The organism is Nocardia sp. NPDC003345 (assembly GCF_053589395.1).
Window position 1 is genome coordinate 1 of the sequence record NZ_JBSFRU010000015.1, and the last position, 13,365, is coordinate 13,365.

Here is a 13,365-nt window from a genome sequence, read left to right on the forward strand (position 1 = left end):
CAGGCCGCCTACTGCACGGTGTTCGCCCGCACCGAACCCGACGGCACACCCCGGCATGCCGCGATCAGCGCGATCATCGTCCCCACCGACACCCCCGGTTTCGAGATCGTCCGCGCCATCCCGACCATGGGTCACGATCCCAGCGACCACTACGAGGTCCGTCTCACCGACGTCACCGTCCCGGCGGAGAACCTGCTGGGTGAACGCGGTAAAGGTTTCGCGGTGGCCCAGGACCGCCTCGGCGCCGGACGGATCTTCCACGGTATGCGGTGGCTGGGTCAGGCCCAGCGGGCCTATGAGCTCATGTGCGAACGTGCCAATTCCCGGTACGCGCACGGTTCCCTGCTCGCGGACAAAGGCGAGATCCACCGCTATATCGCCGAATCGGCCGCCGAGATCCACGCGGCCCGGCTGATGACCCTCGACGCCGCCCGCGTGATGGATTCCGGGGCGGACTACCGGGTGCAGGTGGGTCTGGTGAAGTTCTGGGGTGCGCGCATGTTGCACAACGTGATCGACCGCGCCATCCAGGTACACGGCGCGCTCGGCCTCACCGCCGACACCCCGCTGGAACGGATGTACCGGCAGGCCCGCTACGCGCGGATCTACGACGGGCCCGACGAGGTGCACCGGATGTCGACCGCGCGCCGGCTGCTCCGCTCGCCGGAGGCGGCGCCGTGGCGCTGACCCCGGATCCGGCCGCCGGCGTCCGCGCACTGCTGACGGAGGTCACCGGCACGACCTTCGCCGATATCGAGATCGGCAGGTTCACCGGCGGTGCGAGCCGGGAGGTGTACGCGGTCGACGCGTGCGACGAATCGGGTGGGCGGTTGCGCGCGGTACTGCGCCGCGACCCGCCCGGGCACGGCGATCCTGCTCGGATGCGTGCGGAAGCGGCCTGTCTGCGGGCCGCCGCCGACGCGGGTGTCCCGGTGCCGGCGGTGCTGGCCGCCGGTGACTCCGCCCCGGGTATCGACGCGCCCTACCTGCTGATGAGCCGGGTCGGCGGGGAATCCATCCCGCGGAAACTGCACCGGGATCCGGAATTCGAGTCCTTACGCGCCCACGGCGCCGGAGAACTCGGTGCCGTCCTCGGCCGCATCCACGGCACCCCGCTCGACACTCTGGGCATGCTCGGCGACGACGATCCGCTGATGGCGATCGAGCGGATCTACCTGGATCTCGACGACCCGCGTCCGGCGGTCGAAATGGGTCTGCGGTGGCTGCGCGAGAATCCGCCGCGCCCGCGCCCGCGAGCCCTCGTCCACGGGGACTACCGGGTCGGCAATTTTCTGATGGGCCCCCGCGGTGTGCAGGCCGTACTCGATTGGGAACTCGCCCATATCGGCAATCCGATCGAGGATCTGGGCTGGCTGTGTGTCCGGGCCTGGCGGTTCGGCGCGGCGGCGCCCGTCGGTGGGCTCGGCACCCGCGAACAGCTCCTCGACGGCTACGCGCGGGCCACCGGGATCCGGCCCGAACCCGCCGAACTGCACTGGTGGGAAGTGTTCGGCACCCTGAAATGGCTGGTACTGAGCCGGTTCCAGGCGCAACGCCATCTCGGCGGCGCGGAACGGTCGCTGGAACTCGCCGCGATCGGGCGGCGGGTGTGCGAGTCCGAATACGACCTGCTCACTGTGCTGGAACTGCTGGACGACGCGGTTCCGGCCCCGGCGCATCCACCGCGGCACACCACCGTGCACGACCGCCCGCATCTCACCGAGATCCTCGAACTGGTCGCGGAAACGCTGACCGGCGATATCGCGGGCGCACTCACGCCGGAACAGGATCGGCAGCGCTATCTCGCCCGGATCTGCGCCAATCTCCTCGGCACCGCGGCCCGCGAGATCCGCTCGGGTCCCGGTGACACCGATCTGGTGCGGGAGTTGCTCGCGGCCACCGGGTGTGCCGACGAAGCCGGTCTCGCGGCGGCACTGCGCGCCGGTGAGCGGTCCGCGACCGATCCCGCGGTTCGCCGCGCGGTCTCCGCGGCCGTAGTCGCTCGCCTCCGGGTGGCCAACCCCCGTCACCTCTCACAGGAGACTCTCGACGCCGAATTGAGCGGTCGGGAATCCGGATCCGGTAGCGCACCGGTGCGGCCCGCTGCCGGATGAACCAGCTGGGAAGCCCCGGGTGAGGTGCACCGGGGGTTCGCCTTCCAGCACAACCAGGCCCGCTCGAGGAAGTCGAGCGGGCCTGGTGTGTGGTGCCTCAGGCGAAACGATCGCGGAGTTCGCGTTTGAGGATCTTGCCCGTCACGTTCTTCGGTAGCGCGTCGACGAATTCGACGCGCCGGGGCACCTGGAAACCACCGAGATGTTCGCGGCAGGTGGCGACGATGTCGGCGGCGGTGAGCATCGACTCCTCCCGGGGCACCACGACCGCGCACACCACCTCGCCCCAGGTCGGATCGGCGACCCCGATGGCGGCCGCCTCGGCGACACCGGGGTGCCGGTACAGGGCCTGTTCGACGGTGAGGGAGGCGATGTTCTCCCCGCCGCTGATGATGAGATCCTTCTTCCGGTCGACGATGTAGACGAATCCTTCGGCGTCCTGGCGGACCAGATCGCCGGTCCGGAACCAGCCGTTGTGGAACGCGGCGGCGGTCGCCTCCGGATCGTTCCAGTAGCCCACGGTGACCTGATCGCCGCGCACCACCATCTCCCCGATCTCGCCGGCGGCCACATCGGTGAAATCGTCGTCGACCACCCGGATATCGCTGAGCCGCATCGGTTTACCCGCCGAGGCGAGTAGCCCGGCCTCGCCGTCGGCGGCCCGCCGGTGCGCGGCCGAATCCAGATGCAGCACATTGCCGGCGAGTTCGGTCATCCCCATACCCTGGTAGAAATCGCAGCCGAAGCGTTTCAGCCCTTCGCGCAGCACCGCGGCGGGAATCGCCGACGACCCGTAGCCCACCGCCCGCAGGGTGTCGAGCGAATGGCGGTCCAATTCGGGGTCCTGAAGCAGGAAGTTGATCATCGTCGGGGCCAGTCCCGACTGTGTCACCTGCCATTCGTCCACCAGGCGCAGGAAGGTCGCGTTGTCGTAGGCGCGCAGGAAACCGACCGTGGCGCCGACCAGATGGTTGAGCAGGGTGACGTAACCGCCCACATGGCACAGCGGGAAACAGAACAGGAACACAGTGTCCTCGGGCAGCTCCCACTGCAGCGCCGAGGAGGTGATACCGGTGAGCAGGTTGCGGTGCGAGAGCATCACACCCTTCGGTGTTCCGGTGGTGCCGCTGGTGTAGACGAGCCAGGCCATATCGTCGGGCTCCGGGCGCACGGCCGGGACGGTGGCCGGTGCCGCGGCGGTGAATTCGTCCCAGCCGACGGTTCCCGGTGCCGAACCGAGCGTCACCACCGTGGTCACCGTGGGAATCCGGTCGCGGATATCCGCGATCACCGCGGCGTACTCCTGCGCCACGACCAGCACCCGTGCACCGGAGTGTTCGATCAGCGCGACGATCTGTTCCGGGTGCAGCCGGAAGTTCAGGATCGTCAGCGCCATACCGGCCATCGGGACGCCGTAGTAGCAGTCGAAGTACTCGGTGCAGTTCCCGGCCAGAATCGCCACCCGGTCGCCCGGTTCGGCGACCTCCAGCAGCGCGTTGGCCAGGCGGCGGCCGCGGTCGCGCAGTTGCGCGTATCCGATCACCTCGTCCTCGAATCGCAGCGCGATCCGGTCCGGGTGTTTGCGCGCGCCGTATTCGACGATATCCCCGATCAGCATCCGCGAACTCCTGGAACGAACACCGCGACCGTGAACCGGGGGTTCACCGGATCGCCAGCGGATTGATCGGCGAACCCACGCCGCGCGTGAAATGCAGCGGCGGACCGGCATAGAAGAAGTCCCAGCGCCCGTCGGCGGCGCAGGCCTGCGCCAGTTCCTCGAAATCGAGCATTTCCGCGAGCGTCATCCCCATATCGCGGATGAGCACCATATGCAGTTCGAACGCGGTTCCCGGATGTTCCCCGGGCATCACCTCGACACCCCAGTTGTCGGAACCGACGACCGCCACGTCCCGCTCCCGCAACCAGGTCGCGCACGCCAGGCTCAACCCGGGTTCTCCGGCCATGAAACCCGCGGGATCACCCTCGGCGAGGAACTTCTTACGCCATCCGGTGCGGATGAGCAGGATATCGCCCGCGCCGACCGTCACGCCCTGGGCGGCGGCGATCTCGTCGAGTTCGTCCGGCCCGATCGCGGTACCCGCCTCCAGCCAGTCGACCCCGCGCGCTCGCGCCACATCCAGCAGGACTCCGCGCCCGGCGATACCACCGGACTGGGTGTGGATACCGCATTTATCGGCGCCCTTGACCGTCACGCCGGCGCCGGGGTGGCCGTTGTAGAGCTGCTCGTCGTAGTGCACATGCGCCAGTGAGTCGTACTGCGAGCCGGTCTGCAGCGGCATGAAGACGTAGTCGTCGGCCCATTTGAAACCACCGGGCAGCACCTGTTCCTGACCCGTTTCCGACATCAGGCGGATGGGGTTGATCCGGTTGCCTCCGGGCTGCGGGCCGTCACCGTCGAGCGGGATGCCCAATTTGAAGGTCTCACCGGTGCGGATGAGCCCGGCGGCGGCCACCACCCGGTCGGCGGTGATGAGGTTCGTGGTTCCCCGTTCGTCCTCGGTCCCCCACCGGCCCCAGTTGCTGACCTTCTGACCCAGGGTGCGCATATCGGGTAGTTCGGGCACCGTTGCCTCCTCGCGGGCATCTCATGACGTGACAGTCATGTCAACTTTCCTCGCCAGTGTGACCGACCGCACTATGAGGTGTCAATAGCGGGTTTCGCAGGAGGTGAGAGGGGATGCGACGCCCGAACCTCGCCCGATGGAGCCGGGTCGCCCCGGCACGAGAAACGGCCGTCCGCGGTATCGCAGACGGCCGTGACGCGGCGGATCGCCCGCTACCTGAACAGCGGGCGGGGATCGGCCGAGGCCGGGATCACCCGGCGGTAGCGATCGCCAGTTCGAGGACGGCATGCAGGAGGACGTCGATGCCGTCCGCGCAGGCTTCGGGCGTCGAGTACTCCCGCGGATTGTGACTGATGCCGTCGTACAGACCGGGGACGAAGATCATCCCGGCCGGGCACAGCGCGGCGATCTCCCCGGCATCGTGCCCGGCGCCGGAAGTCAGTCGCTCACAACTCATTCCGAGGTTCGAGGCATGCTTCTCGACCAGATCGCGCATGGCACCGGGAAACGCCACCGGAGGAGTCTTGGCGGTGACCCGGGAGGTGATCGTGACCCCGGTGGCCCGTTCCACCTCGGCGAGGCAGGCGGCCAGATCGGCTTCCGCGCGCCGCATGGCGGCGCCGTCGGGATTGCGCAGATCCACGGTGAGCAGCGACTTCTCGGGAACGATATTGATCAGGTTGGGGTAGTTGACCTGCCGCCCGACCGTGGCCAGCAGTTGCCCGTACTCCCCCGACTCCACCATCTCGTCGAGCCGCACGGTGATCAGCGCGGCGGCCAGGCCGGCATTGCGGCGCAGCCGCTGCGGTGTGGCGCCGGCATGCGCGGCGCGGCCGGTGATCTGCAGTTCCAGCCAGGTGATGGCCTGCACCCCCTGGACCACGCCGATGCGGGTGTCACCGGCGGACAGGATCGGCCCCTGCTCGATATGGCATTCGAGATAGGCGTGGGGCGCCCGGATGGGAACAGCGACCGCGCCGGGCAGGCCGTGCCGGTCGAGTTCGGCGCCCACGGTCACACCGTCGGAATCGGTACGGGCTCGCGCGTCGTCCAGGCCGATCCGGCCCGCGGCCACGGCGCTGCCGAGCATATCGGTGCCGAACCGGGCGCCCTCCTCTTCGGTGAAGATCGCGACCTCGACGGGGTGGCTGGTGGTGATGCCGTGATCGTTCAGGGTGCGGACCACCTCGAGCCCGCCCAGCACACCGAGACAACCGTCGAACCGGCCCGCGGTCGCGACGGAATCGATATGCGAGCCGACCATCACGGGCGGGAGGGTGTTGTCCGAACCGTCGCGCCGGGCATAGATATTGCCGATCCGGTCGGTGGTCACGGTGAGGCCGGCCTCGCGCATCCAGCCGGTAACCAGGTCGCGGCCCGCGATATCGGCGTCGGTCAGCGCCAGCCGGCGCACCCCGGCCAGTTCCGCGTCCTCGTCGAAATACGCTCCTACCGAACCCAGATCGTCCAGCGAGCGCCACAGCCGCGCGGAATCGACGCGGAGCGAGGAATCGTGGGTGGTCATTTGGTTTGCCTCCTACTGCGCGGTGAGACCGGCGCCGGTGACCCGGTTGAAGTTCGCGATATCCGTGGCGCCCTCGGTGGAGATCACCAGCAGGTGGTCGTCCGGCCCGAGTTCCAACGCCCCGGCGTGGGTCAGCAGACCGGCCAGCCCGGCCGCGCCGCTCTCCCCGGATACCAGTCCGTCGCCGAACATCAGCCGCATCGCCTCCTCGGCGGCGGAATCGGGGACCGTGACGAAGGCGTCGTAACCCGAGGACACGTCCGGCCAGGCGATCACCGACGGTGTCCCGCAGTTGAGCCCGGCCATATTCGACCGCTGCGGTCCGGGGATGGTGGTGATACCGCCCGCTTCCACACTCGCGGTCATACAGTCGGCGTCGGTCGGCTCGACCCCGATCAGCCGGGTGCCCGAACGCCCGGCGAAACCGCGCGCGACCGCTGCCGCGAAAGCCCCGACACCGATCTGGGCGGCCACGATGGTGGGCCGGGGCAGGTTTCCGGCGTCGATCTCGTCGAGGATTTCGCCGATCATCGTGGAGTATCCGTCGATCACCCAGGACGGCGGTTCGGTATAGCCCTCCCATGAGGTATCGGAGACGACGAGCGAGTGGGTATCGGCGAGTTCGGCGCTGCGGCGAATGGCGTCGTCGTAACCGCCGGGCACGATTTCGACCTCGGCGCCCTCGGCGGCGATGGCATCGATACGCTCGCGCACCATATCTTCGGGCACGAGGATATGGGCGGCGAGACCGAGCAGCGACGCCATCCGGGCCACGGCCCGCCCGTGGTTGCCGTCGGTGGCCGAGACCAGCCGCAGCGCCGGTCCGGCGGCCAGTTCGGCGCGCAGCTCCGCGAGCCCCATGCCGCTGCCGGCCGGAAGGCCGAGGTGGGCGAGCAGGCTCCGGTAGGTGGCCCAGGAGGCGCCGAGGATCTTGAACGACGGCATCCCCATGCGCCGGGATTCATCCTTGGCGTGCACCGATCCCACGCCGAGGCGCGCGGCGGCCGCCGGTAGAGCCGTGATCGGGCTGGGCCGGTAGTCCGGCATGGACCGGTGGAAGCTGCGGCTCTCGTCGACGAGCGAACCCACGGCCGCCTTGGCCACCAACGGATTCCGTACGAGTCGCGGTTCTGACATGGCATTCCTCCCGGGCCTGCGGATAACGGCCTCAGCCTAGAAATTTGTATGACAACTGTCAAGTGACTTAAGTCAAATCGCCCTGATAAGCTGCCGGAGCGTTTCGGCGCGTAATTCCGTCCACCGCTTGCGAAAGGGTTCCGTGATGGTCAGCAGCGCCCCCGGCGATTCCGCGGGTATCGGCGACGACATCTCCCGGATCCGGTCGCGGCGTCAGCTGCACGCGGAGATCCGCGACGCGATCCTCAACGAGTTCATCCTGTCCCGGCGCCTCGGCGCCGGCGAGCGGTTGCCCTCGGAGAGCGAGCTGTCGCGGCTGTTCGGCGCCTCCCGGGTGACTATCCGCGCCGCCCTGCAGAGCCTCAAGGACCAGGGCTACATCCGGATCGTGCGCGGGTCCGGCTCGATCGTGCTGCCGCTGCCCGAATCGATCAGCTCGGGTATCGACCGGCTGTCCTCCTTCGACACCTTCGCCGCGCAGTCGGGCCGGGAGTTCCGCACCGGGGACCTCGAATTCGCCCATATCGACCGCGACGACGACCCGCTCACCGAGGTGTTCGAACCCGGCCCGGTAACGGTGGTGACCCGGACGAAATCGGTCGGGGACCGCAAGGTCGCCCTGATCGTCGACTACGTACCGGAATCGGTGCTGCCGGCCGAGGTGATCCGCCGCCGGTTCGACGGTTCGATCCTGGACCTGCTGCTCGCCGAAGGATTGGCCGAATATTCCGACTGCACCCTGACGCCGGTGGTCGCGACCGGCGAACTCCGCGAGCGGCTCGGCTGCGAGGAGGGCAGTCCGCTGCTGCAGCTCAGTGAGCTCACCCGCGATTCGGTGGGGGGTGTGGTGAATCGCAGCGAGGCGTGGTTGTCGCCGGAGGCCTTCCGGTTCCAGCTGCGCCGCCGCCGCGAGAGCTGAACACGACGTCGTCACCGAAGCCCGGGCCCCGTCACCGAGTGGCGGGGCCCGGGCAGTTTCAGCGTGCCGCGCCGGAACCGGCCGCCGGAACCGGTTGCTCGTCCTCGGTACCGGGACCGTACGCGTCACCGACCAGCCGCCCCCGTTTCGCGTCGACCACGTGGATCAGCAGGAACGCCGCCAGGCCGCAGACACTGCCGAAGATGATGGACGCGATCTGGAACGGTTCGTCCTGCAGTTCCCAAACGAATCCGCATACCGTGCCCACCACGATGGACACCGGACCGGCCAGCCGGCTGGTCTTCTTCAGTACCAGCGCGAAAAGGAACGCCGAGAAGGGTCCGGCCGACCGCATGGTGAAGGCGAACACCAGCAGCGGGATGATCTCCTGGCTCCACAGCGAGATCAGGGTGGCCAGCACCCCGACCACCAGTACGGCGAGGCGGCTGTAGCGGAGTTCGTTGTCCTCGGAGACCTTCCTGCCCAGTTTGGGCAGCAGATCCTTGATGAAGATGGTGGACGAACCGAGCATGTTCCCGCTGGCGCTGGACAGGGTCGCCGAGACCACCGCGCTCAGCAGCAGACCCGCGATCAGCGACGGCAGCAAACCCACCGACACCGTGGCCAGCGCGTTGTTGGGATCGATATCGGGATACACCGCCAGCGCGATCAGGCCGAGCACGGCGGGGATGAAGGCGTAGATCGACATCAGCGAACCGCACAGCAGCGAACCCAGTACCGCGGTGCGCGGGGATTTCGCGGAATAGTAGCGCTGCACGGCCTCCTGTCCGGTGGAGAAGGTCATGAAGTACAGCACCACCAGGCCGATGATGGTCGGCCAGCCGATCTTGGTGAAGCCGAGCTGCCCCTCCGGCAGGTTGTCCACCACCGACTCCCAGCCGCCCGCGTTGTGCAGCGCGAACGGGACCGCGATCGCGAAACCGCCGACGATCAGGAAGAACTGCACGAAATCGGTGAGGGTGACGCTCCACATCCCGCCGATCCAGGTGTAGAAGATGACCGCGATCCCGGTGAACAGGATCGACCAGACCAGACTCACACCTCCCAGGGTGGACACGATGGTGGCGGTGGCGGTGATCTGCACGGCGGTCAGCGCCACCAGCGCGACACTGCCGAGTACCGCCGACATCGTCTGCGCGGCCGGGCCGTAGCGCCGCCCGATGACCTCGGGCACCGTGACGGCCATGGTCCGGCGCATCGCGGGCGCCACGAAGGACACCAGCAGAATGCCGATTCCGGCGGCCACCACGTACCAGCCCGCCGACAGGCCCCACTCGCCGTAGGCCTTACTGGCCACGCCGACCGAACTGCCGCCGCCGATCTCGGTGGCGGCCAGGGTCCCGGCCATCATCATGACGCCCAGCCGGCGACCGGCGAGGTGATAGTCGGTGCTGTCCTTGATGCGGGTCCGAGCGTAGAGCCCGATCCCGATCATGACGGCCAGATAGACCACCATGATGGTGATAACGGTCGCGTTCATTGTCGATCCTTCGATATTTCAGATCTGCTCGGACGCAGACTCTTCAGCGGTGAGCAGTGCCTGTAGCAGGACGGCGAAGCCGTATGCGCCCCGGTACAGGTCGTCGAGTGGCAGGCACTCGTCGGTGGTGTGGGCGCGGCCGGGATCGCCCGGTCCGAACCCGAGGGTGGGTATCCCGTGCCGGCCCGCGGAGGCCGAACCGTTGGTGCAGAACCGGTAGTAGCCCGGATCCGGGTCCAGGCCGGCCGCGGTGAAGGCGCGCAGGGCGTCCGCCGCGGGCCACCGGTCCGCGGGCACGGACCAGGCCGGTGCGAAGGATTCGGTGCGGACGGCGGTACCGGTCCAGGTGGTGAATTCGCTGTGTGCGAGGCCGACGCGAACGCGGGCGCCCGACGCACCGGCCGCGCGCTCGGCGGCCGCGCGCACCGGCGCCAGCACGTCGTGGGCCGTTTCCCCGGTCACCGTGCGGCGGTCGTAGGTCGCGGTGCAGCGGTCCGGCAGCACCGAGACGTTCGGATACGGCTCGGATTTCAGGTTGGTCAGGGCCATCATCGCCGGTCCGAGCTCCGGGTGGGCGGGGAACTCGAGCCCACGCAGCGCGGTCATCACATCGGCCATGGCCTCGGCGGCGTTCACCCCCGCCTCGGGGTAGGCCGAATGACCCGGGCGGCCGAGCACCTCGATCCGGACCTCCGCCCGGCCGCGCTGTCCCAGCATCAGCCGGTTGGCCGACGGTTCGCCGATCACCACGACGTCGGGGCGCACCTGTTCGAGCACCCGGCTCAGCGCCGGGCCTTCGACCAGTTCCTCGCATACGGATCCCGAGATGACCACGGTCCCGCTGCCACCGGTAAGCATCGCCGCGCCGTGGACACAGGCGGCCAGCGCGCCTTTCATATCCACCGCGCCGCGGCCGTAGACCACGCCTCCGGCGACTTCACCCCACGGATCGTGGGACCACGCCCCCGGATCCGTGACCTCCACGGTGTCCAGATGGCAGTCCACCAGTACCGTCGGCCCGTCGCCGAACCGCCGGGTCCCGATCACATTTCCCCAGTCGTCGACGGTGACGGTGAAACCGAGCATGGTCAGTTCCTCGCCCAGCACCGCGACCGCGGGCTGTTCGACCGTGGCCGGACTACGTGCGGCGAGCAGGCGCAACAGGAAATCCCGCACCGCGTCACGGTCGAGGTCCGTGGGTCGCGACGCCGCGTCCGCGGCGGATCGACCGGCCCCGGTCGCAGCCGGCTCGACGGGACTCCCCGGGGCAGGGTGGTGCCCGGCGGCGCCGAGATCGGAATACCTCATCTCAGAACCCACCTCCGGTCACGACACCGGGCCGGGCGCCGGTATGAGCACCCGCCTGCCACACCGGCGTCCCGCCGACCGTCACCAGGTCCACCCCGTCGGGGGTGCGGTGCGGGTCGGCGTAGGTGGCGGTGTCCACATACCGTTCCGGATCGATCAGCACGAGATCCGCGCGCAACCCGTCGGCGACCGCGCCCCGGTCGCCGAGACCGAGCAATCGCGCCGGCCCGGCCGACAGGCGGGCCACCGCGTCCGGCAGCGTGATCAGGTTTTCGCGCAACGCGAACCGGCCGAGCACCTTCGGCGCCGTCCCATACAGCCGCGGATGCGGATGTGGGTTGAACACCCCGTCGGAACCGACCATCGCGCCGGAACGGACGAAGATCTCCTCGACCACCGATTCGGCGGAGTAGTGGTCGATCATGGCGGCGTCGAGTTCGGTATCGGAGAGCAGGTCCAGCACCGCGAACGCCGGATCCGCGCCGGTCTCCCCCGCGATCTGCGCGACGGTTTTGCTCATCTCACCGGCACGCGCGCCGCCGGCCTGGGTGATGACGATATTGTCGGCCCCGCAGGCGCCGAACAGGTTCTCCCAGCCCGGAAGGCCGCGATGCATATCGCGACCCATCCGCTCGCGTTCGGCGGGGTCGCGGAGGCGTTCGAGAGTGGCGGTGGGACCGCCGTCGAAGGCGTACGGGGGCAGCAGAGCGCTGAGCAGGGTGCTGCCGGCACCGTAGGGATACTGGTCGAAGGTGAGCCGGATCCGGTCCTGCGCCGAGGTCAGTAGGTCGATGAGGTCCGCCAGCAACTCTGGGACACCCACCAGCTTCACATGCGAGACGTGCAGCGCCGCTCCGGTGAGTTCGGCGACCCGGACGAATTCCCCGATCGAATCGATGACCCCCGCCGCCTCGTTGCGCACATGCGGCACCAGCGGGACATCGAACTTCGCCGCGCATTCCGCGATACCGATCAACTCCTCGGTATCGGCGTAGAGGCCGGGCGCGTAGATCATGCCGAACGACACCGCCCGGCAGCCCGCGGCCAGCGATTCCTCGATGAGATCGCGCATGGCCGCCATCTCCCGGGCATCGGGCCGGCGGTCGGCGTTGCCCATCACCGCTTCCCGGACCGCGCTGTGCGGAACACAGGCGACCATGTTCGCGGCCGGCCGGGCATCCGCCAGCGCCGCCAGATATTCCCCCATCCCGCGCCAGTTCCAGGGTGCGGCCGCGCTGGGCTCCAGCCCCCGCAGATAGCGCCGCCGGCTCGCCCGGGTCGCGTCGGTGACCGGGGCGGGACCCAGCCCGTCCGGGCAGATCAGTTCGGTGGTGAACCCCTGCGCGACCTTGGCCGTGAGCAGCGGATCGTCGAACGGGCGCAGCGCGGAATGCGCGTGCAGGTCCACGAAGCCCGGGAACAGCAACCGGCCGGTGCCGTCGATTCGCTCGCCGGCCGATTCGATCGGCAGCCGCGGGCCGACCGCGGCGATGCGGCCGCCCTCCACGGCGACGTCAGCGGTCCGGACACCGGTTTCGTCGACCACATCGACACCGGTGATCAGAAGGGCTGCCTCCACAGTTCCTCCAATTTGTATGACAACTGACATGAGTTCTAACACAGGGGACAGAGCTGCGGAAGAGATCGGGAAAAGACGGAAACATGATGGTTACGTCCGGGCAGGCAGGGACACACCCGCGACACGCATCGGGCGCGCCGGGAAAGCCGTTCATCGATCCCACACCGTTCGAGGCCGCGCCCGCCTACCCGATCGTGCTGGTCCCGGGGTGGTGCACCCGGCTCACCACCCGGGCCACCCGCGATCTCCTGCGTGCGCTGCCGGCGCGGAACGCACCGGAGGGCACGGCGCGCCGGCAGACGAGCGGCCTGGCCGGGGCAGCGAACCCGCCGCACCGGGAACCGCGGCGCGGGCGATGGATGCCGCCCGGCTCGACACCGGGGCGTACGGCACCGACTACACGTACCTGGACTCACCCGGCCGGTGGACCAGCGGGGAGATCCAGATCTTCCGGCGGTTCCATCACCTGGTGAGCACCGCCATCCGGGCCCGGGGAGTCGGTGTTACGGCACGCGGACGTACCCACCGACCCCGAAATGCTCAACCCGGCGATCTGGGAACAAGCCGATCTCGTGCGCGGCCGGGCCCATCTGAAAATCCTGGAGTGGCGAAGCTACCGGTGGCAGATCGGCCGGCACGCCGCGGCCTGGCTCACGAAGGCGGAAATCGACGGCCTCGAGGAGTTGCGGCGGGGTCG

General features: G+C 68.9%; 10 protein-coding genes. 3 read left to right on the forward strand and 7 right to left on the reverse strand.

Annotation, left to right across the window (positions count from 1 at the left end; all coding sequences use genetic code 11):
* The coding region (locus ACWDU1_RS03450; protein WP_449995582.1) for an acyl-CoA dehydrogenase family protein at nucleotides 1–687 on the forward strand (687 nt) is incomplete at its 5' end.
* Nucleotides 678–2,114, forward strand: coding sequence for a phosphotransferase family protein (locus ACWDU1_RS03455; protein WP_449995584.1), 1,437 nt, complete (start codon nucleotides 678–680; stop codon nucleotides 2,112–2,114). The genes ACWDU1_RS03450 and ACWDU1_RS03455, both read left to right, overlap by 10 nt.
* Nucleotides 2,115–2,211: 97 nt before the next feature.
* Here the strand turns inward: ACWDU1_RS03455 and ACWDU1_RS03460 are convergent, their stop codons facing one another.
* From ACWDU1_RS03460 to ACWDU1_RS03475, 4 genes are all read right to left on the reverse strand, one after another.
* On the reverse strand, nucleotides 2,212–3,732 hold the full coding sequence (locus ACWDU1_RS03460; protein WP_449995586.1) for a long-chain-fatty-acid--CoA ligase: 1,521 nt from the start codon (nucleotides 3,730–3,732) through the stop codon (nucleotides 2,212–2,214).
* A 43-nt stretch (nucleotides 3,733–3,775) separates the two neighbouring features.
* A complete protein-coding gene (locus tag ACWDU1_RS03465) occupies nucleotides 3,776–4,681 on the reverse strand; it encodes a cyclase family protein (protein WP_449995645.1) in 906 nt (301 codons plus the stop codon).
* 268 nt (nucleotides 4,682–4,949) lie between these two features.
* A complete protein-coding gene (locus ACWDU1_RS03470; protein ID WP_449995587.1) occupies nucleotides 4,950–6,224 on the reverse strand; it encodes a Zn-dependent hydrolase in 1,275 nt (424 codons plus the stop codon).
* A gap of 12 nt (nucleotides 6,225–6,236) precedes the next feature.
* Nucleotides 6,237–7,361 (reverse strand): diaminopropionate ammonia-lyase, encoded by a 1,125-nt coding sequence (locus ACWDU1_RS03475; protein WP_449995589.1) that lies wholly within the window; start codon nucleotides 7,359–7,361, stop codon nucleotides 6,237–6,239.
* A gap of 145 nt (nucleotides 7,362–7,506) precedes the next feature.
* On the opposite strand from ACWDU1_RS03475, the gene ACWDU1_RS03480 reads away from it, so the two are divergent.
* Nucleotides 7,507–8,280, forward strand: a complete 774-nt coding sequence (locus ACWDU1_RS03480) for a GntR family transcriptional regulator (RefSeq protein ID WP_449995590.1) — start codon at nucleotides 7,507–7,509, stop codon at nucleotides 8,278–8,280.
* Nucleotides 8,281–8,338: 58 nt separating this feature from the next.
* On the opposite strand, the gene ACWDU1_RS03485 is transcribed toward ACWDU1_RS03480, so the two are convergent.
* The 3 genes from ACWDU1_RS03485 to ACWDU1_RS03495 form a co-directional block, all read right to left on the reverse strand.
* Entirely contained in the window at nucleotides 8,339–9,781 is a 1,443-nt protein-coding gene (locus ACWDU1_RS03485; protein WP_449995592.1) for a sodium:solute symporter family protein, read from the reverse strand.
* Between the two features lie 18 nt (nucleotides 9,782–9,799).
* Complete coding sequence (locus ACWDU1_RS03490) at nucleotides 9,800–10,957, reverse strand: YgeY family selenium metabolism-linked hydrolase (protein WP_449995593.1); 1,158 nt, start codon at nucleotides 10,955–10,957, stop codon at nucleotides 9,800–9,802.
* 133 nt (nucleotides 10,958–11,090) lie between these two features.
* Nucleotides 11,091–12,668 carry an N-acyl-D-amino-acid deacylase family protein gene (locus tag ACWDU1_RS03495; protein WP_449995595.1) on the reverse strand — a complete coding sequence of 526 codons (1,578 nt, stop codon included), beginning with the start codon at nucleotides 12,666–12,668 and terminating at the stop codon, nucleotides 11,091–11,093.
* Nucleotides 12,669–13,365 lie beyond the last annotated feature (697 nt).

Coding starts and splice junctions, on each gene's coding strand:
- ACWDU1_RS03460 (WP_449995586.1), bottom strand. CDS start 3,732: ATGCTGATCGGGGATATCGTCGAATACGGCGCGCGCAAACACCCGGAC.
- ACWDU1_RS03485 (WP_449995592.1), bottom strand. CDS start 9,781: ATGAACGCGACCGTTATCACCATCATGGTGGTCTATCTGGCCGTCATG.
- ACWDU1_RS03480 (WP_449995590.1), top strand. CDS start 7,507: ATGGTCAGCAGCGCCCCCGGCGATTCCGCGGGTATCGGCGACGACATC.
- ACWDU1_RS03475 (WP_449995589.1), bottom strand. CDS start 7,361: ATGTCAGAACCGCGACTCGTACGGAATCCGTTGGTGGCCAAGGCGGCC.
- ACWDU1_RS03470 (WP_449995587.1), bottom strand. CDS start 6,224: ATGACCACCCACGATTCCTCGCTCCGCGTCGATTCCGCGCGGCTGTGG.
- ACWDU1_RS03465 (WP_449995645.1), bottom strand. CDS start 4,681: ATGCGCACCCTGGGTCAGAAGGTCAGCAACTGGGGCCGGTGGGGGACC.